This is a genomic window from Serinicoccus chungangensis, from assembly GCF_006337125.1.
Classification (GTDB): Bacteria; Actinomycetota; Actinomycetes; order Actinomycetales; family Dermatophilaceae; genus Ornithinicoccus; species Ornithinicoccus chungangensis.
The window spans coordinates 1,471,908-1,494,420 of the sequence record NZ_CP040887.1 but is presented as its reverse complement, the minus strand read 5'-3'; the positions used below and the strand labels follow the sequence as shown (position 1 = coordinate 1,494,420).

Sequence of the window (22,513 nt, the reverse complement as noted above, 5' to 3'; positions counted from 1 at the left end):
TGACGCCAGGACGGGAACGCCGCCGTCGACCGGGTCGTCGCAGGGCCACGACCGCAGGACAGGCCTGCGCCCGGCCCAGGAGGACTCCCATGACGGCTCGACCGATAGCGGTGGTGCTCGCCCTGCTGCTCCTGCTCACCGGGTGCACGGGCTCGGGCAGCTCCGGCAGCTCGGGCGGCTCCGACCAGGCGATGGACGCCTCCGACCTCGGGGCCGAGGCCGCGGCGGGGGGCGACGACTCCGGCGGGGACGGCTCCGAGGCCGCCGAGGACGGGGCAGCGGTCGCCGACCTCGGCAGCGTCGCCACGGACGCGCAGGCCCCGCTCATGGTGCGCAGCGTCGAGCTGGAGGTCGTCGTGGAGGACGTCGGCGCGGCCGTGACCCGGGCCCGCGCGACCACGGCGGGCGCCGACGGCTACGTCTCCTCCGAGGACGTCGTGCCGGGAGGGGACGGCGGCGGGGGCTACGGCTCGCTCGTCCTGCGGGTCCCCTCCGACGGTCTCGACGCGGTCGTCACCAGCCTGGCGGAGATCGGCGAGGTCCGGGCGAGCCGCAGCAGCGCCGACGACGTCACGACGGAGTACCGCGACGTCGAGGCGAGGATCGCCACCATGGAGGCGGGCGCGCAGCGGCTGCGCGAGCTGGTGGCCGAGGCCTCCACGCTCCAGGACATCGCCGACCTGGAGAGCGAGCTCACGAGCCGCGAGGCCGAGCTGGACGCCCTCAAGGCGCGGATGCAGGTGCTCCAGGACGACGTGGCCCTGTCGACCATCACCCTGCACCTCGCCGAGCGGACCGAGGACCTGGAGGAGGTGGCGCCCCGCACCGGCTTCGTCGGCGGGCTGGGTCAGGGGTGGCAGGCCTTCACCACGTCGGTGACGATGGTGCTGACCCTCGTCGGCGCGCTGCTGCCCTTCGCCGTGGTCGTGGCGCTGCTGGGCCTGCCGGCCCTGTGGTGGCTGCGGCGCCGACGGGCGCGGGCCGGTGGGGCCGGGCGTGGGACACTGGAGGAGTGACCTCCGCCGCCTCGCCGACGCTCGACCCCACCCCCGACCTGGCCGACAGCACCCTGGTGCGGGCGGCCCGCCGCCAGCCCGTGCCGCACACCCCCGTGTGGTTCATGCGGCAGGCCGGGCGCTCGCTGCCGGAGTACCGCGAGGTCCGCAAGGACGTCGCCATGCTGACCTCCTGCCGCACCCCCGAGCTCGTCACCGAGATCACCCTGCAGCCCGTGCGTCGGCACGGCGTCGACGCCGCGATCTTCTTCAGCGACATCGTCGTCCCGCTGCAGGCGGTGGGGGTGGACGTGGACATCGTCGCCGGCACCGGACCGGTCATCGCCGAGCCGATCCGCACCCGCGCCGACCTGGACCGGCTGCCCGAGCTCACCTCGGACCACGTGCCCGACATCGCCGAGTCGGTGCGGCTGCTGACCGCGGAGCTGGGCTCCGTGCCCCTCATCGGCTTCGCGGGCGCGCCCTTCACCCTCGCGTCCTACCTCGTCGAGGGCGGCCCCTCCAAGAACCACGAGCGCACCAAGGCGCTCATGCACGGCGACCCGCAGCTGTGGAGCGACCTGTGCGCCCGGCTGGCGCAGATCTCCGGCGCCTTCCTGCGGGTGCAGGCGCAGGCCGGCGCGAGCGCCGTGCAGCTCTTCGACTCCTGGGCCGGCCACCTCTCGCGCGCCGACTACCTGCGCCACGTGGAGCCGCACAGCCGCGCCGTCCTCGAGGGCGTCGCCGACCTCGGCGTCCCCCGCATCCACTTCGGCGTGGGCACCGGCGAGCTGCTGCCGGCCATGGCGGACGCCGGGGCCGACGTCATCGGGGTCGACTACCGGGTCAGCCTCCCCGACGCGGTGCAGCGGACCGGTGGCCGGTATGCCGTGCAGGGCAACCTCGACCCGGCGCTGCTCTTCGCCCCCTGGGAGGCGCTCGAGGCGCGGGTCCGGGAGATCGTCGAGGAGGGGCGGACGGCACCCGGCCACATCTTCAACCTCGGTCACGGGGTGCTGCCGGACACCGACCCCACCGTGCTCACCCGCGTCACGGAGCTGGTGCACGAGATCTCCGCCCGCTGAGGCCACCACCCGCCCCGCCCGGGGCGGCCCGCGGCTCGCCGTCGCGGTGACCGGTCAGGGGTGGGCGGCGAGGGTGTGGACGAGCACCGGCACCACGAGCTCGCGCTGCCAGGGCCGGGCGCCGAGCGCGGCGACCGCCTCGTCCACCGCGCTGGCGGTGCGCTCCTGCGGGGGCGTCCACAGGACCCGGCGGACGACGTCGGGGGTCATGAGGTTCTCGACCGGGATGTCCAGCCGCTCGGACAGCTCGGCCAGGGCGGCCCGGACCTCCGTCAGGCGCTGCGCCGCGGCCGGGTCACGGTCGCCCCAGGCGCGGGGCGGGGGTGGCGCGTCGCTGCGCCGGGCGGGCTCGGGGAGGTCCTCCTCGGCGAGGTCGGCCGCGGTGCGGATCGCCGCCAACCAGGCGCGCTGGTGGCGCAGCAGCCCCTGCTCGGCCCGCCGCTGCCGGGTGCGCGAGCTCTCCTTGCGCTCGGAGGCCAGCGCCGAGGCCTGACCGGGCATCCGCTGGGCGAGGTCCAGCAGCGTGCCGTCGGGCAGCACCCGGCCCGGGGGGACGTCCCGCTCCCTCGCGATGGCGTCCCGGGTCAGCCACAGCTCGCGCAGCGCCGCCAGCGAGCGTCGCCGCCGCAGCCGGTGGATGCCGGTCGTGCGTCGCCACGCCTCCGGCTCCTCCGGCCCGGGAGGACCGGTGAAGTCGCACAGCGCCGCGAACTCCTGCTCGGCCCACTCCAGCTTGCCCTGCTCGCGCAGGTCGCGCTCCATCCTCGCGCGGAGGGTGACGAGCAGCTCGACGTCCAGGGCGGCGTAGCGCAGCCAGGGCTCGGGCAGCGGCCGGGTGGACCAGTCGACGGCCGAGTGCTCCTTGGCCAGGGTGACGCCCAGGTAGTACTCCAGCACCGCGGACAGCCCCACCCGTGGCAGGCCGGCCAGCCGGGCGCCCAGCTCGGTGTCGAAGAGCGAGCGCGGGCGCAGGCCCAGCTCGGCCAGGCAGGGGATGTCCTGGGTGGCGGCGTGCAGCACCCACTGGGCCGGCGCCAGGACCTCGTCCAGGCCACCCAGGTCCTCGAAGGGGACGGGGTCGATGAGCCAGGTGCCCGACCCCTCGCGGCGCAGCTGGACGAGGTAGGCCTTCTGCCCGTAGCGGTAGCCCGAGGCGCGCTCGGCGTCCACCGCGACCGGCCCCTCGCCGGCGGCCAGGGCGGTGAGGGCGTCGTCCAGGCTCGCGGGGCTGTCCACGACGGTCGGCACCCCCTCGGGGGGTGCCTCCAGCCGATGGAAGTCCGAGCCGGGGTCGTCGTCCTGGAGGTCGGGGCTCATCTCAGCGACGGGCCCCGGACAGCGCGACCACGCCCTCGGGCAGCGGCGGGAGACCCGCGAGCGTGCAGAGCAGGTCGCCCCACGCGCCGAGGTGGGCGGCCATCTCGCGGGCCTCGTCGCCCTCGGTCAGCACCGGGGTCCACGACGCCCGGATCTCCAGCTCGACCGAGGGCTCCCGGTCGGCGAGCGCGCCGAAGCTCTCGGAGGTCACGCAGGTGACCGTGCCGGCGGCGGCGGTCCACCCCAGCTCGGCCTGCTCCAGGGCGTCGGTGAGCCAGGACCAGCCGGCCTGGCCGGCCATCGGGTCGTGCCCGACCTCCGGCTCCATCTGCGCCTTGGCGTAGGTGACGGCGCGCCACGTCCCCTCCCACGGCTCCGGGCCCTCCGGGTCGTGCAGCAGCACGAAGCGGCCGGTGGCGATGGGGTCCTCGTCCTCCAGGCGGGACGGGACGACCTCCCCGGACAGCGCGACGGCGTGCGGGGCCAGCCGGGTGGGGGCCGGAACCTCCTCGAGCACCATCTCCGGACGCAGGGCGGCGCTCCTGATACCGTCGAGGGCACGTTGGAACACGCCGGCGTCGGGCGTCACAGGGTCCGCCGCGGCTCGCCGCCGCGGCCGCTGGTCGGAGATCCGGCTCACCACGTCCCCAGCGTAGGCCTCAGGCGGCCTCCCCGCCCGGAGCGCAACGCCGGGTGATCCAACGGCACAGACACCCCATCCGTCCAGGCATATCTCATATATGTGATCTAAGGTGATTCCATGACCGAGAGCTACCTCTCCCGCATCGGCGGGCTCATCCGCGACGCCCGCCGCCACAAGGACCTCACCCAGGCCGAGCTGGCCGAGCTGCTGAGCACCAGCCAGAGCGCCGTGGCCCGCATCGAGCAGGGCAAGCAGAACCTCTCGCTGGAGATGATCGCCCGCATCGGGGAGAAGCTCGACTCCGAGATCGTCCAGGTCTCCTCGGGCATCCCGCAGAACCTGCGGATCGAGGGCGGCGTCAAGCTGTCCGGCGACATCGACGTCCGCACCTCCAAGAACGCCGCGGTCGCGCTGCTCTGCGCCTCGCTGCTCAACAAGGGGCGCACCACCCTGCGCAACCTGGCCCGGATCGAGGAGGTCAACCGGATCACCGAGGTGCTCACCAGCATCGGCTACAAGATCCGGTGGCTACCCGACTCCTCCGACCTCGAGATCGTGGCGCCGGAGCGGATCGACCTCGACGCGATGGACGAGGCGGCGGCGCGGCGCACGCGCACCATCATCATGTTCCTCGGCCCGCTCATGCACGAGTTCGACACCTTCGAGCTGCCGTACGCCGGGGGCTGCGACCTCGGCACCCGCACCGTCGAGCCGCACATGATCGCGCTGCGCCACTTCGGTCTCGACGTCACCGCCACCACCGGCAGCTACCACGCGACGGTCGACCGGGCGGCCTCCCCGGGGCGCGCGATCGTGCTCACCGAGCGCGGCGACACGGTCACCGAGAACGTCCTGCTGGCCGCCGCCCGGCACACCGGCACGACGGTCATCCGCAACGCCAGCTCCAACTACATGGTCCAGGACCTCTGCGTCTTCCTCCAGCAGCTGGGCGTGCAGATCGAGGGCCTGGGCACGACCACCCTCACCGTGACCGGGGTCGGCGAGATCGACACCGACATCGAGTACGCCCCCTCCGAGGACCCCATCGAGGCCATGAGCCTGCTGGCGGCGGCAGTCGTGACCGGCAGCGCCATCACCATCCGCCGGGTGCCGATCGAGTTCATGGAGATCGAGCTGGCGGTCCTCGGCACCATGGGCTTCGAGTGCGACCTGTCGGAGGAGTACGCCAGCGCCAACGGGCATACCCGCCTGGTCGACCTCACCACCATCCCGGGTCCGCTGCGGGCGCCGCTGGACAAGATCCACCCGCTGCCTTTCCCGGGGCTCAACATCGACAACCTGCCGTTCTTCGCGATCATCGCGGCCTGCGCGCAGGGCTCGACGCTCATCCACGACTGGGTCTACGAGAACCGCGCCATCTACCTCACCGAGCTCACCACGCTCGGGGCCAAGGTCCACCTCATGGACCCGCACCGGGTGATGATCGAGGGTCCGACCCGCTGGCGTGCGGGCGAGATCATGTGCCCGCCGGCCCTGCGCCCGGGCGTGGTCATCCTGCTGGCCATGCTGGCGGCGCCCGGCACCTCGGTCCTGCGCAACGTCTACGTCATCAACCGCGGCTACGAGGACCTCGCCACCCGGCTCAACGCCCTCGGCGCGCGGATCCAGACCTTCCGCGACATCTGAGGTGGAGCTCGTCCGGGACGAGCGCGGCGGGGTGACCGTCGTCCGTGACGGCCACCCGCAGTCCTACGTCGACCCCGACGACCCGCTCCTGCTCGTCTTCGAGTACGTCCAGCACCTCGCCCTGGTGCTGGAGTCGCTGCGGCCGGACCCGGCTCCGCTGGCCACCACCCACGTCGGCGGAGCGGGGATGACCCTCGCGCGCTGGCTGCACCGGACCCACCCGGGGTCGCCGCAGATCGTCCTGGAGCCGGACACCGCGCTCACCGAGCTGGTGCGCCGCGAGCTCCCGCTGCCGCGGGGCCACCGGGTCCGGGTGCGCCCGCAGACCGGCCAGGAGGGGGTCCAGCACCTGCGGGACGCCTCCGCCGACGTCGTGGTCGTCGACGCCTACGACGACGGCCGCGTCCCCGGGGCGCTGGCCGGCCAGGCCTTCGCCCGGGAGCTGGCCCGGGTGCTCGCGCCCGACGGCCTGCTGCTCGTCAACGCGGCCGACTGCCCGGCCTGCGCTGGGTGGCCCGGCTCGGGGCCACCCTGCGCACCTGCCTGCCGCACGTCGGGCAGCTCGTGCTGCGCGAGGTCGCCTCCGGCAAGCGCTACGGCAACGTCGTGCTGGTCGCCTCGCGCCGCCCGCTCGACGACGTGACCCTGACCCGCGCCGCCGCGCGGGCGCCCTTCCCCACGCGCTGGCGGCCCAGCGCCGAGGTCGCGGCGGCCGAGCGCGGTGTCCGGCCGTTCGGCGAGGTCGGCGAGCCCTCTCCCCCGCCGCCGGACTCCGGCCCGCTGCGCCTGCGCTGACCCCTCCTCGGGCGGTGGACGCGGAAACCTCGCCGTCATCGAAGCGGGCCTAGGCTGGGACCATGCGGACCCGTGAGGACATCGACGCCTGGCTCACCGACATGGACGGCGTCCTGGTGCACGAGAACCACGCGCTGCCCGGCGCGCGGGCGCTCATCGACCACTGGGAGCTGACCCACACCCCCTACCTCGTCCTCACCAACAACTCCATCTACACCGCCCGCGACCTGTCCGCGCGGCTGCACCACGCCGGGCTGCCCGTGCCCGAGGAGCGCATCTGGACCAGCGCCCTCGCGACGGCCGACTTCGTCGCCACGCAGAAGCCCGGCGGGTCCGCCTACGTCGTCGGGCAGGCCGGCATCATCACCGCCCTGCACGAGGTCGGCTTCACCATGACCGAGAAGGACCCCGACTTCGTCGTCATCGGCGAGACCCGGCAGTACTCCTTCGAGGCCATCACCACGGCCGTGCGGCTCGTCGCCGACGGGGCCCGGTTCATCGTCACCAACCCGGACGCGACCGGCCCGAGCACCGACGGCATCCTCCCGGCGACCGGGGCGATCAGCGCGCTCGTGACCAAGGCGACCGGGCGGGAGCCGTACGTCGTGGGCAAGCCCAACCCGATGATGTTCCGGTCCGCGTTGCGCACCATCGGCGCGCACAGCGAGAGCACCGGCATGATCGGCGACCGCATGGACACCGACATCATCGCCGGGATGGAGGCGGGGCTGCACACCGTGCTCGTCATGACCGGGATCAGCAGCGCCGACACCCTCGCGTCCTACCCCTTCCGGCCGGACGAGGTCCTCGACGGCGTCGGCGAGCTGGTGCCCGGCGAGCCGGTCACCTCCGAGATCGAGGCGCCGCGCAGCGACGTGTGACCGCGCACCCCGCCCAGCGATACGCTCGGGGGGTGCGCACGGCATACCTGGACCACCCCGGCCCGATCGCGATGGCCCATCGCGGGTTCGACGCCGACGCCGCCGGGGTGGAGAACTCGATGTCGGCCTTCCAGGCGGCCGTGGACCTGGGGTACCGCTACGTCGAGACCGACGTGCACGCCACCCGGGACGGGGTCGTCGTGGCGTTCCACGACGAGACCCTGGACCGCGTCACCGACCGCCGCGGCGCCATCCCCGAGCTGTCCTGGCGCGAGGTGTCCCGCGCGCTCATCGCCGGCCGGGAGCCGGTGCCCCGGCTGGAGGACCTGCTCGGGTCCTTCCCCGAGCTGCGGGTCAACATCGACATCAAGACCCCCGGCGCGGTCGTCCCGCTCGTGCAGGTCCTCGAGCGCACGCAGGCGCACGGGCGGGTGTGCGTGACCAGCTTCTCCGACCAGCGGCGCGACGCCGCCGTCATGCGCCTGACCCGACCGGTGGCGACCTCGGCCGGGCAGCGCAGCACGGCGTCGTTCCGGGCCGCCGCCACGCTCCCGCCGCTCATCCGCGCCACCGTGGCGGCCCGCGCCCTGCGCGCCGTCGACGCCCTCCAGGTCCCGCCGCACCACCACGGCCTGGAGGTCGTCACCCCGACGACGCTGGACGCGGCCCACGAGATCGGCAAGCTCGTGCACGTCTGGACCATCGACGACGCCGCCGAGATGGAGCGGCTGCTCGACCTCGGCGTGGACGGGATCATGACCGACCGCGCCGACGTCCTCAAGGACGTGCTGACGCGGCGCGGCCAGTGGGTCGCCTGACCCCGGGCCCGACCTAGTAGACGTCGCGCTGGTAGCGCCGGGCGTCCCGCAGCCCGCCCAGGTAGTCCTCCGCGGCCTCGGCGCCCACGCCTCGGTGCTCGGCGACGATGTCGACGAGGGCGGCGTGGACGTCCTTCGCCATCCGGTCGGCGTCACCGCAGACGTAGAGGTGCGCGCCCCGCTCCAGCCAGTCGTAGACCTCGGCCCCGTGCTGCCGCAGGCGGTCCTGCACGTAGACCTTCTCGGCCTGGTCCCGGCTGAAGGCGACGTCCATCCGGGTCAGGAGCCCGGACCTCAGGTAGCTCTGCATCTCGACCTGGTAGAGGAAGTCCTGGGTGAAGTGCGGGTTCCCGAAGAGCAGCCAGTTGTCGCCCTCGGCGTCGGCGGCGTCCCTTTCCTGCAGGAACGCGCGGAAGGGGGCGATGCCGGTGCCCGGGCCGATCATGATCGTCGGCACGTCCGGGTCCTGCGGCAGCCGGAAGTGCTCGCCGGGCTCGACGTAGACCTTGACCCGGTCACCCTCCGCGGAGCGGCGCACGTGCCCCGAGCAGCCGCCCAGGTGGGCGCGCCCGAAGCCGTCCCACTCGAGCACGCCGACGGTGAGGTGCACCTCGTCCTCGACCTCGCGCTGGCTGGAGGCGATGGAGTACAGCCGCGGCTGCATCTTGCGCAGGGCGTCGACGAGCTGCTGAGCGCCGACCTGCGCGGGGTGCTCGTGCAGGATGTCGTAGATCTGCCGCTCCTCCAGGAAGGAGCGCAGCGCCGCCTTGTCCTGCGCCATCTCGGCCAGGGTGGGCAGACCGGCCGCCTCGGCGTACTTCTGCACGAAGCCGGGGTAGGACTGGGTGAGCTCGAGGTCCTCGAGGAGGGCGTCGCGCAGCGTCCTGGTGGTCTCGCCGAGGGTCACCTCCTGCGTCCCGTCGAGGTCCAGGACCTCCAGGACCGCGTCGACCGCGTCGGGGTCGTTGCGGAAGAACACCCCCAGGGAGTCTCCCGGCTGGTAGGTCAGCCCGGAGCCCTCCAGGGAGATCTCGACGTGCCGGACGTCCTTGGTGCTGTCGCGCCCGGTGATCTTCTGGACCTCGCCGATCTCGGCGAGGAAGGGGCTGCGCCGGGAGTATGCCGTCGGTGCCGCCGCCGCGAGACCGGGCATCTGGACCACGGTGCCGCCGGCGGGGGTGACGGCGGTGAGCTCGGGCTCGAAGACGTCGAGGGTCGACTCGACCCAGCCGGCCACCTCGTCCTCGTAGTCCACGTCCAGCAGCAGCCGCTCGGCGACGACGCTCGCGCCGAGCGCGCGCAGCCGGTCCTCGAAGTCCACGGCCGCCTGGCAGTAGAACTCGTAGCTGGAGTCGCCCAGCCCGAGGACGGTGACCTGGGCGCCGGAGAGGTCGGGGGCCTTGCGGGAGGCGAGGAAGGCGTGCAGCTTCTCCGCGCTCTCCGGCGGGTCGCCCTCGCCGTGGGTGGAGACGACGACGGTGAGGAACTTCTCGGACTTCAGCTGGGTGGGCTTGTAGTCGGCCATGTCCGTCAGCGACACGGTGAGCCCGCGGGCCCGGGCGGCCTCGGCCAGGTCGCCGGCCACGTGCCGGGCGTTGCCGGTCTGGGAGCCGTAGAGGACGGTGAGGGTGGCCGCCTCGGCGGAGGCCGCGGCGGCGGGGCCGGTCGGGTCGGCGCCCTCGGCGCTGCCGGCGAGGTAGCCGCTGACCCACATCCGCTGCAGCGGGGTCAGGGTGGAGGCCAGCTCGGCGAAGCGCTGGTGCTGGTCCGGCGACAACGGGCTCGCGCCCTGGAGCAGCTGGGAGGTCGTCGTCATGCGCCCTCCTGCTCCACGTGCAGCCCGCACTCGCGGACCAGCCCGAAGAAGCGCGAGCCCTCCGCGTCCAGCTCGTCCTCGGCGCGGCGCGTGGTGTGCGTGTCGCCGATGCTGAGGTAGCCCTCGTGGAAGAGCGGGTGGTAGGGCAGGTCGTGCTCGGTGAGGTAGCGGTGCACGTCGCGGTTGGTCCAGTCGACGAGCGGGTGGACCTTGACCCGGCCGTTCTGCTGCTCCACCGGCTGCCGCCCGGCGCGGCCGCTGGACTGCTCGCGGCGCAGCCCGCTGAACCACGTGCCGATCCCGAGCTCGGTCATGGCCCGCTGCATCGGCTCGACCTTGTTGATCCGGTTGTACTCGGTGATGCCCTCGACGCCCTGCTCCCAGAGCCGCCCGAAGCGCGCCTCCTGCCAGGCCGGGGACATCGGTGAGCGGTAGACGTGCAGGTTGAGGTCGAGCCGGTCGGTGAGCTCGTCGACGAACCGGTAGGTCTCCGGGAAGAGGTAGCCGGTGTCGAAGAGCAGCACCGGCACGTCGGGCACGACCCGGGTCACGAGGTGCAGCATGACGGCGGACTGGACCCCGAAGCTGGAGGTCACGGCATACCCGCCCGGGAGGTGCTGCAGGGCCCAGTCGACGCGCTGCTGGGCGCTGCACCCCTCGAGGCGGGCCGACACCGACCCGAGGTCGTGCGGCAGGAACGGCAGGGTGGTGCACCCGTCGTGGTGGGTGGCGAGAGCGCTCATGTGGTGGTCCTCTCGGCTGTCAGGCGTGGAAGTCGGTGCGGGAGACGGTGACCTTGGCCACGACCCCGGTGCGGATGAGGAAGTCGCCGAACCCCTCGCCCTCCTCGCGCCCGGAGACCCAGGCGCCGATGAGGTGGTCCAGCTCCGCGAGGATGACCTCGGGGCTGATGTTCTCCCGGTAGAGCTTCGGCACGCGCGTGCCGATCCGGTCCCCACCGAGGTGCAGGTTGTACTTGCCCGGGCCCTTGCCCACCAGGCCCACCTCGGCGAGCATGGCGCGCGAGCACCCGTTGGGGCACCCCGAGACGCGCAGCACGACGTGGTCGTCCGGGATGCCGTGCTTCACCAGCAGCTCCTCGACCTGGGCGACGAAGCCGGGCAGGAAGCGCTCGGACTCGGCCATCGCCAGGGGGCAGGTCGGGAAGGATACGCAGGCCATGGAGTTGCGCAGCTGGGGGGTGACGGTGTCGTCGACGAGGCCGTGCTGGCGGGCGATCCGCTCGATCGTCCGCTTCTGCGCCGTCGGGACCCCGGCGATGACGAGGTTCTGGTTGGCGGTGAGCCGGAAGTGCCCGCGGTGGACCTCGGCGATCTTGCGCAGCCCGGTCTTGATCGGCCGGCCCTCCTCGTCGCGGACGCGGCCGTTGAGGATGAAGGCGGTGAGGTGCCAGGTGCCGTCGGTCCCCTTGACCCAGCCGAAGCGGTCGCCCCGGGAGGTGAAGGCGTAGGGCCGGGAGGGCTCGAAGGTGATGCCGGCGCGGCGCTCGACCTCGGCCTTGAAGACGTCGGTGCCGACCCGGTCGAGGGTGTACTTCGTCTTGGCGTTCTTGCGGTCCACCCGGTTGCCCCAGTCGCGCTGCACCGTGACGACGTGCTCGGCGACGGCCAGGGTGTGCTCGAGCGGGACGAACCCGAGGTCGTCGGCCGTCCGCGGGTAGGTGTTGGTGTCCCCGTGGGTCATGGCGAGCCCGCCCCCGACGAGGACGTTCCAGCCCACGAGGGTGCCGTCCTCGACGATGCCGACGAAGTTGAGGTCGTTGGCGTGCAGGTCGACCTCGTTGTCCGGCGGCAGCGACACCGTGGTCTTGAACTTGCGCGGCAGGTAGGTCTCGCCCAGCACCGGCTCCTCGGTGCTCAGCGCCTTCTCGCCGTCGAGGAAGATCTCGTAGTAGGCCGTCGTCCGCGGCAGCAGGTGCTCGGAGATGCGCCGCGACCAGTCGTGCACCTCGGCGTGCAGCGCGGACTCCAGCGGGTTGCTGGAGCAGAGCACGTTGCGGTTGACGTCACCGGCCGTGGCGATGGAGTCCAGGCCGACCGCGTTGATCGCCTGGTGGGTGTCCCGGATGTCCGGCTTGAAGACGCCGTGGAACTGGAAGGTCTGGCGGGTCGTCAGCCGCACCGAGCCGTACATCGTGTGCTTCTCGGCCCAGTCCTCGACGGCCAGCCACTGCTCGGGCGTCATGACGCCGCCGGGCACGCGGGCCCGGAGCATGACGTTGATGAGCGGCTCCAGCTTCTGCTGGGCGCGCTCGGCGCGGATGTCGCGGTCGTCCTGCTGGTACATCCCGTGGAAGCGGATGAGCTGGAAGTTGTCGGGGCTGAAGCCGCCGGTGATCTGGTCCTGCAGGTCCTCGGCGATCGTCCCGCGCAGGTAGTTGCTCTCCCGCTTGAGGCGCTCGTTGTCGGACAGCGGGCCCTCGACGATCAGCGGGGCGTCCTGCTGGCTCTTCGGCATCTGGTGCGGCTTTCCGTCCGGTCACAAGGGTGAGCAGGCACCCACGTCGGTGTGCCTGCTCACAGGTAAGCAAGGATTATGCCTAACCTTATTCCACGGCATGGATGATGCGTCAAACCGGCGGACACCACCGGCGCGCCTGCGGCGATCCCGTCCGCCGCCCGCACGGTATGCGGCCAGGACCGGTGCTGCTGCAGGGATCCTCTCCGCGCGGGCCGGGAGTCAGCCGTGCGGGACGTTCGCCTCGAGCTCGGCGAGCCAGACGCGGGCGTTGGCGTCCGAGGGCGCCCGCCAGTCCCCGCGCGGCGACAGCGCGCCGGCAGAGGACACCTTGGGCCCGTTGGGCAGCGCGGAGCGCTTGAACTGGCTGAACGCGAAGAAGCGCTCGACGAAGAGCACCAGCCAGCGGCGGATCTGCGTCAGGTCGTAGGCGTTGCGCCCATGCTCCGGGAAGCCGGGCGGCCAGGGGCCGCGCTCCGCGTCCCCCCAGGCGTGCCACGCGAGGAAGGCGACCCGGCTGGGCGGCATACCGAAGCGCAGGACGTGGTGGAGGGTGAAGTCCTGCAGCTCGTAGGGCCCGATCTTCTCCTGCGTCGACTGCACCTGGCCGTCCTCGCCCGCCGGCACGAGCTCCGGGGTGATCTCGGTGTCGAGGATGGAGGTGAGGACCTCGCCGGTGCGGGCGTCGAAGAGCCCCTCGTCGACGACCCAGCGGATGACGTGCTGGATCATCGTCTTGGCCAGCCCGGAGTTGACGGTGTAGTGCGACATCTGGTCGCCCACGCCGTAGGTGCACCACCCCAGCGCCAGCTCCGAGAGGTCCCCGGTCCCGAGGACGATGCCGCCGCGCTGGTTGGCGGCCCGGAAGAGCACGTCCGTGCGCAGACCGGCCTGGACGTTCTCGAAGGTCACGTCGTAGACCGGCTCACCCCCGGCGAACGGGTGCCCGAGGTCCTCGAGCATCTGCCGCGCCAGCGGCCGGATGTCGAGCTCCTCGAAGGTCACGCCGAGCGAGGTCGCGAGCTCGGTGGCGTTGCCCTTGGTGTGGTCGCTGGTCGCGAAGCCGGGCAGGGTGAAGGCCAGGATGTCGCTGCGCGGCCGCCCGGCGCGGTCCATGGCGCGGGCCGCGACGATGAGGGCGTGCGTGGAGTCGAGCCCGCCGGACACGCCGATGACGACCTTCGGGTCGCCGATCGCCGCCAGGCGCTGGGCCAGCGCGGTGACCTGGATGCTGAAGGTCTCGTAGCAGTCCTGCGCGAGGGCGGCGGGGTCGTCCGGGACGAAGGGGAAGCGGTCCACGGTGCGGCGCAGGCCGATGTCGGTGCGCGGCGGGTCGAGCACCAGGTCCACCGTGCGGAACCGGCCGACCCGGTCACCGAGGGCGAGGGCGTTGTCGTCGAAGCTGCCCTGCCGGGCCCGGTCGGCCCGGATCCGCGCCAGGTCGACGTCGGCGACGCTGCGGTGCGGCCCCTGGCCGAAGCGCTCGGACTCCACGAGCAGCCGGCCGAGCTCGTGGACCATCGTCTGCCCGTCCCAGGACAGGTCGGTGGAGGACTCCCCCTCCCCCGCCGCCGCGTAGGCGTAGGCGCACAGCATCCGGGAGCTGGCGTCGGCGCACAGGGCGTGCCGGTCGGCGGACCGGCCGACGGTGATCGGGCTGCCCGAGAGGTTCGCGACGACCGTCGCCCCGGCCAGGGTCGCCTCGGCGGAGGGCGGCACCGGCACCCACACGTCCTCGCACACCTCGACGTGCAGCACGAGGCCCGGCACGTCCGTCACCCGGAAGAGCAGGTCGGGGCCGAAGGGCACCTCCACGGCGTCGCCCGGGGTCGTCCCGGGGCGAGGCAGCCTCAGGGTCTGACCGTCCGTGCCGACCCCGGCGGCGAAGTGCCGCTTCTCGTAGAACTCGCGGTAGTTCGGCAGGTAGGACTTGGGCGCCACGCCCAGGACCTCGCCGCGGTGCAGGACGACCGCGCAGTTGTACAGCCGGTTGCGGTGCCGCAGCGGGGCGCCGACCACGACCACCGGCAGCAGCTCGCGGGTCGCCTCCGCCACCGTCCAGATCGCCTCGACCGCCGCGTCGAGCACGGTGTCCTGCAGGAGCAGGTCGTCGATGGCGTACCCCGTGAGCCCCAGCTCCGGGAAGAGCGCGACCGCCACCCCGTCGGCGGCGCACTCGCGCACCTGCTCGACGGTGCGCGCGGCGTTGCTCGCCGGGTCGGCGATGGCGACCGGCAGGGTGCAGGCTGCGATACGGGCGAAGCCCTGGTCGTAGGCGCTGTAGAACTCCACCCGGCCAGTCTGTCAGGAGCGTGGGGCGCCCGCCGGGCGGACCGCGGTCGACCCGCCGGGGCCCCGCCCGGCGCGCTCTGCGGCGGCCACCAGCGGCGCTGCACGGGGACACAAGATGTGGGGTTACATCAGTGTCATTCTTCTGTATATAGTGGCGCACGCAGCTGGTTCGGCTGCGGCCCGCGGGACTCCCGTGGGTCGTGGTCGTCGCAAGAGGGAACCCGGTGAGAACCCGGGACTGCCCCGCAGCGGTGAACGGGAACGACCGTCGCACCTATGGCACTGCGCCCCCGGGCGTGGGAAGCCGCGACCAGTAGGTCCGTCCGGAGGGACCCTCCGGACCTGCCCGTGAGTCCGAAGACCTGCCAGTGCACGGGTGGCCCGACGCCGCCCGTGGCTCGTGACCGCGAGGGACGGTCTGGGGCTGGCAGTGGCGACCCGCGACGTCGGCGGGGCACCGCGGCATACCCCTCTCCCCCTCGTCCGTCCCGGGCGCGCCCGCAGCAGGACCGAGTTCACGAGGGGTGAACCGATGGCCACCATCACCGTCATCAAGCGCGACGGCACCCGAGTGCCCTACGACGGGCACGAGATCGCCCGATCCATCGAGGCCGCGGCGGCCGGTCTGGACGACGCCGTCGTGCGCGCCACCCAGCTGCAGTCCGAGCTGGAGATCACCCTCTTCGACGGGATCACCAGCGAGCAGCTGGACGAGGCGGTCGTCCAGGTCGCGCTGCAGAACGTCAAGGACGACCCCGCCTTCGACACCATCGCCTCCCGGCTGCTGGTGAAGACGATGTACAAGGCGGTCTTCGGCGACACCCGCGACCTGCTCGGCGAGGACGACCCCCAGGTCGTCGCCGCCAAGCACCGGCAGTACTTCCCCGGCGTCGTCGCCCAGGGCGTCCGCACCGGGCTGCTCGACCCGCGGCTGGCCGAGCTGTTCGACCTGGAGGCGCTCGCCGCCGCGCTGGACCCCACGCGCGACGACCTCCTGCGCTACACCGGCGCCCAGACGCTGCGCACCCGCTACGCCCTCACCGGCGCCGACCGGGCCCGGACCGTCCTGGAGACCCCGCAGTTCTTCTGGATGCGGGTGTCCATGGGGCTGGCCCTCAACGAGGCCGACCCCACCGCGGCCGCGCTGCAGTTCTACGACGCCATGTCCCGGCTGGAGTACCTCGCGGCCGGGTCCACCCTGGTCAACGCCGGCACCGCCTACAGCCAGCTGTCCAACTGCTTCGTCATGCAGATGGAGGACGACATCGAGCACATCGCCAAGAGCGTGCGCGACGTCATGTGGCTCACCAAGGGCACCGGCGGCATCGGCATGTCGGTGTCCAAGCTGCGCTGCGAGGGCAGCCCGATCCGGTCCAACAACACCGCCTCCACCGGCCCGATCCCCTTCATGCACACCATCGACTCGACGCTGCGCGCGGTGAGCCGGGGCGGCAAGAAGTTCGGCGCCCTGTGCTTCTACCTGGAGAACTGGCACCTCGACTTCCCCGCCTTCCTGGACCTGCGGCAGAACTCCGGCGACCCCTACCGCCGGACCCGCACCGCCAACACCGCGGTCTGGCTGAGCGACGAGTTCATGAAGCGGGTGGCCGCCGACGACGAGTGGTACCTCTTCGACCCGCTGGACACCCCCGACCTCACCGAGGCCACCGGCGCCGACTTCTCCGCGCGGTATGCCGGCTACGTCGCCCGCGCGAGGGCGGGCGAGCTGCGGCACAAGACGCTGCGCGCGCGAGAGCAGTGGAAGGCCATCCTCGTGTCCCTGCAGACCACCAGCCACCCCTGGCTGACCTGGAAGGACTCCATCAACACCCGGGCGCTCAACAGCAACACCGGGACGATCCACTCCTCCAACCTGTGCACCGAGATCACCCTGCCGCAGGACCGCGACAACGTGTCGGTCTGCAACCTCGCCTCGATCAACCTCTCCCGCCACGTCCACGGGCGGCACAGCACCGGCGAGGTGCGCATCGACTGGGAGCGCCTGGCCCGCTCGGCCCGCCTGGCCGTGCGCCAGCTCGACAACCTCATCGACATCACCATCAGCTCGGTGCCCGAGTCCGAGCACTCCAACGAGCAGAACCGCGCCCTCGGCCTCGGGGTCATGGGCTTCACCGACGTGGTCGAGCGCTGCGGCCTGTCGTACGAGTCGCGCGAGGCCTACGACCTCATCGACCGGCTGGTGGAGTTCGTCTCCTGGCACGCCGTCGACGCCAGCGCCGACCTCGCCCGCGAGCGGGGGTCCTACCCCACCTTCGAGGGCTCCCGGTGGAGCCAGGGGATGGTGCCGGTGGACACCATCGACCTGCTCGAGGCCGACCGCGGCCTGACCGTCGAGGTCGACCGCAGCAGCACCATGGACTGGGACGTCCTGCGCGAGAAGGTCCGCGGCGGCATGCGCAACTCCACCCTCATGGCGATCGCCCCGACCGCCTCGATCGGGCTCGTCGCCGGCACCACCCCGGGGCTGGACCCGCAGTTCAGCCAGATCTTCAGCCGGGCCACCAGCGCCGGGAAGTTCCTCGAGGTCAACCGCAACCTCGTCGAGGACCTGCGCCAGCACGGGCTCTGGGAGCAGGTGCGCGAGGACCTGCTGCGCCACCAGGGTGACCTGTCCAAGGTCGAGGGGGTGCCGGCCGAGCTGCAGGAGATCTACCGCACCAGCTTCCAGCTCTCGCCCTACGCCTTCCTGCACGTGGCCGCCCGCGCCCAGAAGTGGATCGACCAGGCCATCAGCCGCAACATCTACCTCGCGAGCCGGGACGTGGGCTCGATGGCCGAGCTCTACTCCACCGCCTGGCGGATGGGGGTCAAGACGACCTACTACCTCCACATGATGCCGCGGCACACGGCCGAGCAGTCGACCGTCAAGGTGAACAAGGCGACCGAGCCGTCCGCGGCGGGGTCCTCCGGCGGCCGGCGCGGCTTCGGTGGCGCCTCCAGCGCCCCGCCGCGACGCGGCTTCGGCGCGGCCCCCGCCGCCCCGGCGGTGGCCCCCACGCCCGTCCAGGCGCCGCCCCAGGTCGAGCAGCTGCCCGTCGTCGACGAGGTGGACGGCCAGCAGTGCCCGATCGACCCCATGGAGCGCCTGCAGTGCGACTCCTGCCAGTGACGACCACCCGCATACCTGACCTCCCGGAGGAGACGACCGCATGACCGACACCCTCGACACGACCGCCACCACCACCGGCATCCTCGGCACCGGCATCCAGGAGGGGCTGCTGCTCAAGCCGGTCACCTACCCCTGGGCCATGGAGCTCTACGACCAGGCCGTCGCCAACACCTGGTTCCCCAACGAGGTGCAGCTCGGGGAGGACCTCGGCGACTTCGAGCGGATGAGCGAGGGCGAGCGGCACGCGCTCACCTTCCTCATGTCCTACTTCAACCCCAACGAGCTGCTCGTCAACAAGGCGCTGGCCTTCGGGGTCTACCCCTACGTCAACGCCGCGGAGTGCCACCTCTACCTCGCCAAGCAGATGTGGGAGGAGGCCAACCACTGCATGAGCTTCGAGTACGTCCTCGAGACCTTCCCCATCGACCGGGAGGCCGCCTACAGCTCGCACGTGCAGGTGCCCTCGATGGCCGCGAAGGAGGAGTTCGAGGTCAGGTTCATCCGGCGGATGACCGAGCAGACCCTCGACATCACCACCACGGAGGGCAAGCAGGACTTCGTGCGCAACCTCGTGGCCTACAACGTCATCCTCGAGGGCATCTGGTTCTACTCCGGCTTCATGGTCGCGCTGAGCTTCCGGCAGCGGAACCTGCTGCGCAACTTCGGCTCCCTCATCGACTGGATCGTGCGGGACGAGAGCCTGCACCTCAAGTTCGGGATCAACCTCATCCTCACCGTCCTCGACGAGAACCCGGACGTCGCGACGCCGGAGTTCGCCGAGGAGATCCGCGGGATGGTGCTGCACGCCGTGGAGCTGGAGGAGGCCTACAACCGCGAGATGCTGCCCACCGGCATCCTCGGGCTCAACGCGGACTACATCAACCAGTACGTCCGCTACCTCGCGGACCGGCGCCTCGAGGAGCTCGGCTTCGAGCCGGAGTACGGCGTGGCCAACCCGGCGAAGTGGATGGCCACCGCCAACGACACCCTGCAGCTGGTGAACTTCTTCGAGTCGATCAACACCTCCTACGAGGTCAACACCCGCGCCGACTCCTGAGCCGGCCCCGGCCTGTGCACGGAACCGCGGCCTGTGCATCGGTGGAGAACCTGTGCACGGGACCACAGCCTGTGCATGCCGTAGAACAGGCGCACCGGCTGCAGAAGCGTGCACAGGTCGCTCGGGGGTGCACAGGTCGCTCTCGCCTGAACAGGGCGACGCCCGGCGGGTCAGGAGCAGCCGGTGAACTCCCACAGGGAGGCGTGGCCGCCCTCGTCCACGAGGGTCCACGCCTCCTCGGCCCGCTCGGTGGCCGGCGTGTCGACCCGGCCGAGCGGGTCGGCGCCGCTGCCGAAACCGCCGTCCGGGTCGAGGTTGCGCAGCCCCGGCGAGGTCTCCTCCCACTTGGCGTTGGCGGGGTCCTCGAAGGTGAGGGAGTCGGCATACACGTGGGTGACCCCGAGCGTGCGCACCGCCTCGCAGACCTCGGGGTCGACCGCCCACCGGTCGAAGCGGTCGAGGAGGATGTCACGCTCGGGGCTGTCCGGAATCGGGCTCAGCTGGGGGAAGACGACGTCGACCCCGGCCCGGTGCAGCAGGTAGGGCGACCCGGCCACGGGCTCACCGAGCACCACGGCGTCCTCGGGCAGCGTCTGCGCGGCCCGGTCGACCATCGCCACCTCCTCCGGCTCCAGGATCGTGCCCCAGGCGATGGGGCTCGCGGTGTAGGTCGAGGCCATGACCTGCACCTGGCTCGTCCAGCGCAGCCCCGACGTCAGCACGACCAGGGCGAGGACGAGCCCGGCGGCGACCCACTCGACGCGTACCCGCAGGACCCGCGACAGGCGGCCGGCCAGCCATCCCCCGGCCCCGGCCGCCAGCAGAATCGCCGGGATGAGCACGAGCTGGTTGATCCGGGACGCCTGGGTGTACCAGAAGCCGGACAGCACGCGCAGCGGCTGCTCGGGCGGGCCGGCGGCCAGGAGGGTCAGCACGACGGCGGCGACGAGCGAGACCACGAGCCACCGGGCGTGCCGCCAGCGCAGCGCCAGGGCGACGCCCAGCCAGACGAGCAGCGTGGTCACGAGGTTGACCGAGGTGATCTTGTAGACGTAGATGAGCGGGTGGTCGATGGCCAGGGAGCCGAGCCCCGGCAGGTAGGACTCCTGCCCGCCGCGGCGGTAGTCCATGATCGCCAGCACCGGGGGGAAGGTCAGCAGGAAGGCCGCGGCGCCCCCCACGAGCACCACCCAGGCGACACCGGCGACCACCGCGCCGACCCGGCGCCCCAGCCGGAACTGCCGGCGCAGCTGGCGGACGAGCAGCACGGTGAGCAGCGGCAGCGCGAGCAGCGCCAGGCTGAACAACCCCGAGGGATGCGCGAGCACCACGCCGACGACGGCCCAGGCCAGGCCGACGCCCAGCGCCAGGTGCATGCGCCAGGACAGCACGCCGCGGAAGGTCGCGACGAGCAGCGCGATCGTGCCCGGCAGGCACGCGGTGGACAGCGCGAAGGGCCACACCGCCAGCATCGACACGGCGATCGCGGGGAAGGTGACGAAGGTCGCCGCCAGGACCGGCACGAGGATCGTCGGCAGGACGCGCGCCGGCCACACGACCCGGGCCAGCGCGACCAGCCCGGCGATCCAGACGACGGACCCGAGGACGAGCGAGGAGGCGTTGGCCGCCTCGGTCACCCCAGCGAACCCCGGGGCGACGGCGACCAGGGAGTGCCAGACGGCGGGGTAGAAGGGGGCGGCGTTGTCGGCGTACATCGGGGACAGCCCGCCGAGCGAGCTGGCGTCGCCCGTCTCGCGCACGAACCACAGCGCGTTGAGGTGGAAGACGGCGTCCCAGGCCTGGGGCGGCTGGTCGGCCCGCCCCATCCCGGTCATCATGGCGGCCGCCAGCACGCCGCCGCCGAGCAGCCAGGTGAGGGCCAGCCACCCGCGTTCGGTATGCCGCAGCGCCCGCTCCCCCGCGACCGTCACCCCGGACGGGTGCCGGGTCGTGCCCAGGAGGACCCCGAGCAGCACGGCCGCCACGACGGCGACCATCGCGCCCGCCGCGAAGGTCAGCAGGCTCCACGGCAGCCCGACGAGGGCGTAGCCGATCGCGAGCACCCCGGCCAGCCCCGTCGTGACCGCCGGACCCGCGCCGAGGGCGAGCAGGCCGCGCACGCCCAGGGCGCGGAGCACGGCATACCCCGGAAGCACCCAGAGGACCGCGAGCAGGACGATCCCCGGGACGACCTCCGACCAGCCCACGCCGTCGGTCATGAGCCGGGCTGCTCCCCTCCGCCGATGGTGAGGCGGGGGACGCCGGTGAAGCGGGCGGGGTCGGTGACCCGTCGCCCGTCCAGCAGGAGGCGCAGGCCGGGCAGGTCGGCGGTGCCGAGCCGGGCGTACTCGGGGTGGTCGGCCTGCACGATGGCGACGTCGACCGGCTCCCCGGGCCGGCCGGGGGACCACGCGTAGGGCTGCCAGCCGTGGGCGGCGAGCTCGTCGTCGGCGTACATCGGGTCGTGGACGAGCACCCGCGCCCCGCGCGAGCGCAGCGCGTCGACGGTGGCGAAGACGCCGGAGAAGGCGGTCTCCTTGACCCGGCCCCGGTAGGACGCGCCGAGCACGAGCACCCGCAGCCCCTCCAGCGAGCCCAGGAGGTCCTCGGCCCGGGAGACGGCGTAGTCGGGCATCGCGGCGTTGGCCTCGCGGGCGGCCCGGACGACGGTCGCGTCGGGGTCGGTCGACAGGTAGAGCCGGGGGTAGACCGGGATGCAGTGCCCGCCGACCGCGATGCCGGGCTGGTGCAGGTGACTGTAGGGCTGGGAGTTGCAGGCCTCGATGACCTGGTGGACGTCGATCCCGACGGAGTCTGCGAAACGGGCGAACTGGTTGGCCAGGCCGATGTTGACGTCCCGGTAGGTCGTCTCGGCGAGCTTGGCCATCTCGGCCGCCTCCGCGCTGCCCAGGTCCCACACGCCGTTGGGCCGGGTCAGGTCGGGTCGCTCGTCGAAGGTGAGGACGGCCTCGTAGAAGCCGGTGCCCCGCGCCGCGCCGGCCGGGGTGAGCCCGCCCACGAGCTTGGGGTAGCGGCGCAGGTCGGCGAAGACCCGCCCGGTGAGGACCCGCTCGGGGGAGAACACGAGGTGGAAGCCGTCGTCGCTGCCCTCGCGCAGCCCGGAGAGCTCCTCGATCATCGGCTTCCACCGCCCGCGGGTGGTCCCGACCGGCAGGGTCGTCTCGTAGGACACCAGCGTGCCGGGGGTCAGGTGCTCCGCCAGGCTCGCGGTCGCGGCGTCCATCCACGCGAAGTCGGGGGCGCCGGTCGCCTCGTCGACGAACAGCGGCACCACCACGACGACGGCGTCCGCGCCCGGGACGGCGTCGGCGTAGTCCGTGGTCGCGCGCAGCCGCCCGGCCGGCACCAGCTCGGCGAGCCTGTCGGCCAGGTCCGCCTCACCCGGGAAGGGCTCGGTGCCGGCGTTGACCGCCTCGACCGTCGCGGCGTTGACGTCGACCCCGACCACCTCGTGCGCCGGGTCCGCGTCCGCGAACTGCACCGCCAGCGGCAGCCCGATCTTGCCCATCGCGACGACCGCGATCCTCATCCGTGCCTC

The 22,513-nt window shown here is 72.6% G+C and carries 17 protein-coding genes and 1 riboswitch; of the genes, 9 read left to right on the top strand and 8 right to left on the bottom strand.

Going from position 1 to position 22,513, the window contains the following annotated elements; translation table 11 throughout:
• Positions 1-89 precede the first annotated feature (89 nt).
• Positions 90-1,016, top strand: coding sequence for a DUF4349 domain-containing protein (locus tag FHD63_RS06635; RefSeq protein WP_139721156.1), 927 nt, complete (start codon positions 90-92; stop codon positions 1,014-1,016).
• Positions 1,013-2,080: a uroporphyrinogen decarboxylase gene (hemE, locus tag FHD63_RS06630; RefSeq protein WP_139721154.1), complete on the top strand. Its 1,068-nt coding sequence runs from the start codon at positions 1,013-1,015 to the stop codon at positions 2,078-2,080. Before FHD63_RS06635 ends, hemE begins: the two co-directional genes overlap by 4 nt.
• A gap of 54 nt (positions 2,081-2,134) precedes the next feature.
• Here the strand turns inward: hemE and FHD63_RS06625 are convergent, their stop codons facing one another.
• Positions 2,135-3,397, bottom strand: a complete 1,263-nt coding sequence (locus FHD63_RS06625) for an HRDC domain-containing protein (protein ID WP_174964907.1) — start codon at positions 3,395-3,397, stop codon at positions 2,135-2,137.
• Between the two features lies 1 nt (position 3,398).
• Positions 3,399-4,040: a DUF3000 domain-containing protein gene (locus tag FHD63_RS06620; protein WP_139721152.1), complete on the bottom strand. Its 642-nt coding sequence runs from the start codon at positions 4,038-4,040 to the stop codon at positions 3,399-3,401.
• 117 nt (positions 4,041-4,157) lie between these two features.
• Between FHD63_RS06620 and FHD63_RS06615 the strand changes: the two genes are divergently transcribed.
• The 5 genes from FHD63_RS06615 to FHD63_RS06600 all read left to right on the top strand — a co-directional run bounded on the left by FHD63_RS06615 (position 4,158) and on the right by FHD63_RS06600 (position 8,181).
• Positions 4,158-5,687 (top strand): helix-turn-helix domain-containing protein, encoded by a 1,530-nt coding sequence (locus FHD63_RS06615; protein ID WP_139721150.1) that lies wholly within the window; start codon positions 4,158-4,160, stop codon positions 5,685-5,687.
• Position 5,688: 1 nt separating this feature from the next.
• Complete coding sequence (locus tag FHD63_RS06610; RefSeq protein WP_238705792.1) at positions 5,689-6,330, top strand: spermidine synthase; 642 nt, start codon at positions 5,689-5,691, stop codon at positions 6,328-6,330.
• The gene (locus FHD63_RS16555; protein ID WP_238705791.1) at positions 6,327-6,482 is read left to right on the top strand and encodes a hypothetical protein; all 156 of its coding nucleotides are present in this window, start codon (positions 6,327-6,329) and stop codon (positions 6,480-6,482) included. Before FHD63_RS06610 ends, FHD63_RS16555 begins: the two co-directional genes overlap by 4 nt.
• A 62-nt stretch (positions 6,483-6,544) precedes the next feature.
• A complete protein-coding gene (locus tag FHD63_RS06605) occupies positions 6,545-7,363 on the top strand; it encodes an HAD-IIA family hydrolase (RefSeq protein WP_139721148.1) in 819 nt (272 codons plus the stop codon).
• 32 nt (positions 7,364-7,395) lie between these two features.
• A complete protein-coding gene (locus tag FHD63_RS06600) occupies positions 7,396-8,181 on the top strand; it encodes a glycerophosphodiester phosphodiesterase family protein (protein ID WP_139721146.1) in 786 nt (261 codons plus the stop codon).
• Between the two features lie 13 nt (positions 8,182-8,194).
• Here the strand turns inward: FHD63_RS06600 and FHD63_RS06595 are convergent, their stop codons facing one another.
• The 4 genes from FHD63_RS06595 to FHD63_RS06580 form a co-directional block, all read right to left on the bottom strand.
• Positions 8,195-9,997: an assimilatory sulfite reductase (NADPH) flavoprotein subunit gene (locus tag FHD63_RS06595; protein ID WP_139721144.1), complete on the bottom strand. Its 1,803-nt coding sequence runs from the start codon at positions 9,995-9,997 to the stop codon at positions 8,195-8,197.
• Positions 9,994-10,740 (bottom strand): phosphoadenylyl-sulfate reductase, encoded by a 747-nt coding sequence (locus tag FHD63_RS06590; RefSeq protein WP_139721142.1) that lies wholly within the window; start codon positions 10,738-10,740, stop codon positions 9,994-9,996. Before FHD63_RS06590 ends, FHD63_RS06595 begins: the two co-directional genes overlap by 4 nt.
• Positions 10,741-10,759: 19 nt before the next feature.
• Positions 10,760-12,475: an assimilatory sulfite reductase (NADPH) hemoprotein subunit gene (gene cysI / locus FHD63_RS06585; RefSeq protein ID WP_139721140.1), complete on the bottom strand. Its 1,716-nt coding sequence runs from the start codon at positions 12,473-12,475 to the stop codon at positions 10,760-10,762.
• A 222-nt stretch (positions 12,476-12,697) separates the two neighbouring features.
• Positions 12,698-14,767: an NAD(+) synthase gene (locus tag FHD63_RS06580; RefSeq protein WP_139721138.1), complete on the bottom strand. Its 2,070-nt coding sequence runs from the start codon at positions 14,765-14,767 to the stop codon at positions 12,698-12,700.
• A gap of 184 nt (positions 14,768-14,951) precedes the next feature.
• A riboswitch (cobalamin riboswitch) is annotated at positions 14,952-15,151 on the top strand.
• 148 nt (positions 15,152-15,299) lie between these two features.
• Between FHD63_RS06580 and FHD63_RS06575 the strand changes: the two genes are divergently transcribed.
• A complete protein-coding gene (locus FHD63_RS06575; protein WP_139721136.1) occupies positions 15,300-17,897 on the top strand; it encodes a ribonucleoside-diphosphate reductase subunit alpha in 2,598 nt (865 codons plus the stop codon).
• Positions 17,898-17,937: 40 nt separating this feature from the next.
• Positions 17,938-18,954 (top strand): ribonucleotide-diphosphate reductase subunit beta, encoded by a 1,017-nt coding sequence (locus FHD63_RS06570; protein WP_139721135.1) that lies wholly within the window; start codon positions 17,938-17,940, stop codon positions 18,952-18,954.
• A gap of 170 nt (positions 18,955-19,124) precedes the next feature.
• Here FHD63_RS06570 and FHD63_RS06565 read toward each other — a convergent pair whose 3' ends face one another.
• The gene (locus FHD63_RS06565) at positions 19,125-21,173 is read right to left on the bottom strand and encodes a DUF6541 family protein (RefSeq protein ID WP_139721133.1); all 2,049 of its coding nucleotides are present in this window, start codon (positions 21,171-21,173) and stop codon (positions 19,125-19,127) included.
• Complete coding sequence (locus FHD63_RS06560; protein ID WP_139721131.1) at positions 21,170-22,504, bottom strand: nucleotide sugar dehydrogenase; 1,335 nt, start codon at positions 22,502-22,504, stop codon at positions 21,170-21,172. Before FHD63_RS06560 ends, FHD63_RS06565 begins: the two co-directional genes overlap by 4 nt.
• Positions 22,505-22,513 lie beyond the last annotated feature (9 nt).

Bases quoted from the DNA above. Each gene is read 5' to 3' on its own strand.
- FHD63_RS06625 (WP_174964907.1), bottom strand. From the start codon at position 3,397: ATGAGCCCCGACCTCCAGGACGACGACCCCGGCTCGGACTTCCATCGG.
- FHD63_RS06590 (WP_139721142.1), bottom strand. From the start codon at position 10,740: ATGAGCGCTCTCGCCACCCACCACGACGGGTGCACCACCCTGCCGTTC.
- FHD63_RS06565 (WP_139721133.1), bottom strand. From the start codon at position 21,173: ATGACCGACGGCGTGGGCTGGTCGGAGGTCGTCCCGGGGATCGTCCTG.
- FHD63_RS06635 (WP_139721156.1), top strand. From the start codon at position 90: ATGACGGCTCGACCGATAGCGGTGGTGCTCGCCCTGCTGCTCCTGCTC.
- FHD63_RS06560 (WP_139721131.1), bottom strand. From the start codon at position 22,504: ATGAGGATCGCGGTCGTCGCGATGGGCAAGATCGGGCTGCCGCTGGCG.
- FHD63_RS06575 (WP_139721136.1), top strand. From the start codon at position 15,300: ATGGCCACCATCACCGTCATCAAGCGCGACGGCACCCGAGTGCCCTAC.
- cysI (WP_139721140.1), bottom strand. From the start codon at position 12,475: ATGCCGAAGAGCCAGCAGGACGCCCCGCTGATCGTCGAGGGCCCGCTG.
- FHD63_RS06605 (WP_139721148.1), top strand. From the start codon at position 6,545: ATGCGGACCCGTGAGGACATCGACGCCTGGCTCACCGACATGGACGGC.
- FHD63_RS06595 (WP_139721144.1), bottom strand. From the start codon at position 9,997: ATGACGACGACCTCCCAGCTGCTCCAGGGCGCGAGCCCGTTGTCGCCG.
- FHD63_RS06615 (WP_139721150.1), top strand. From the start codon at position 4,158: ATGACCGAGAGCTACCTCTCCCGCATCGGCGGGCTCATCCGCGACGCC.
- FHD63_RS06570 (WP_139721135.1), top strand. From the start codon at position 17,938: ATGACCGACACCCTCGACACGACCGCCACCACCACCGGCATCCTCGGC.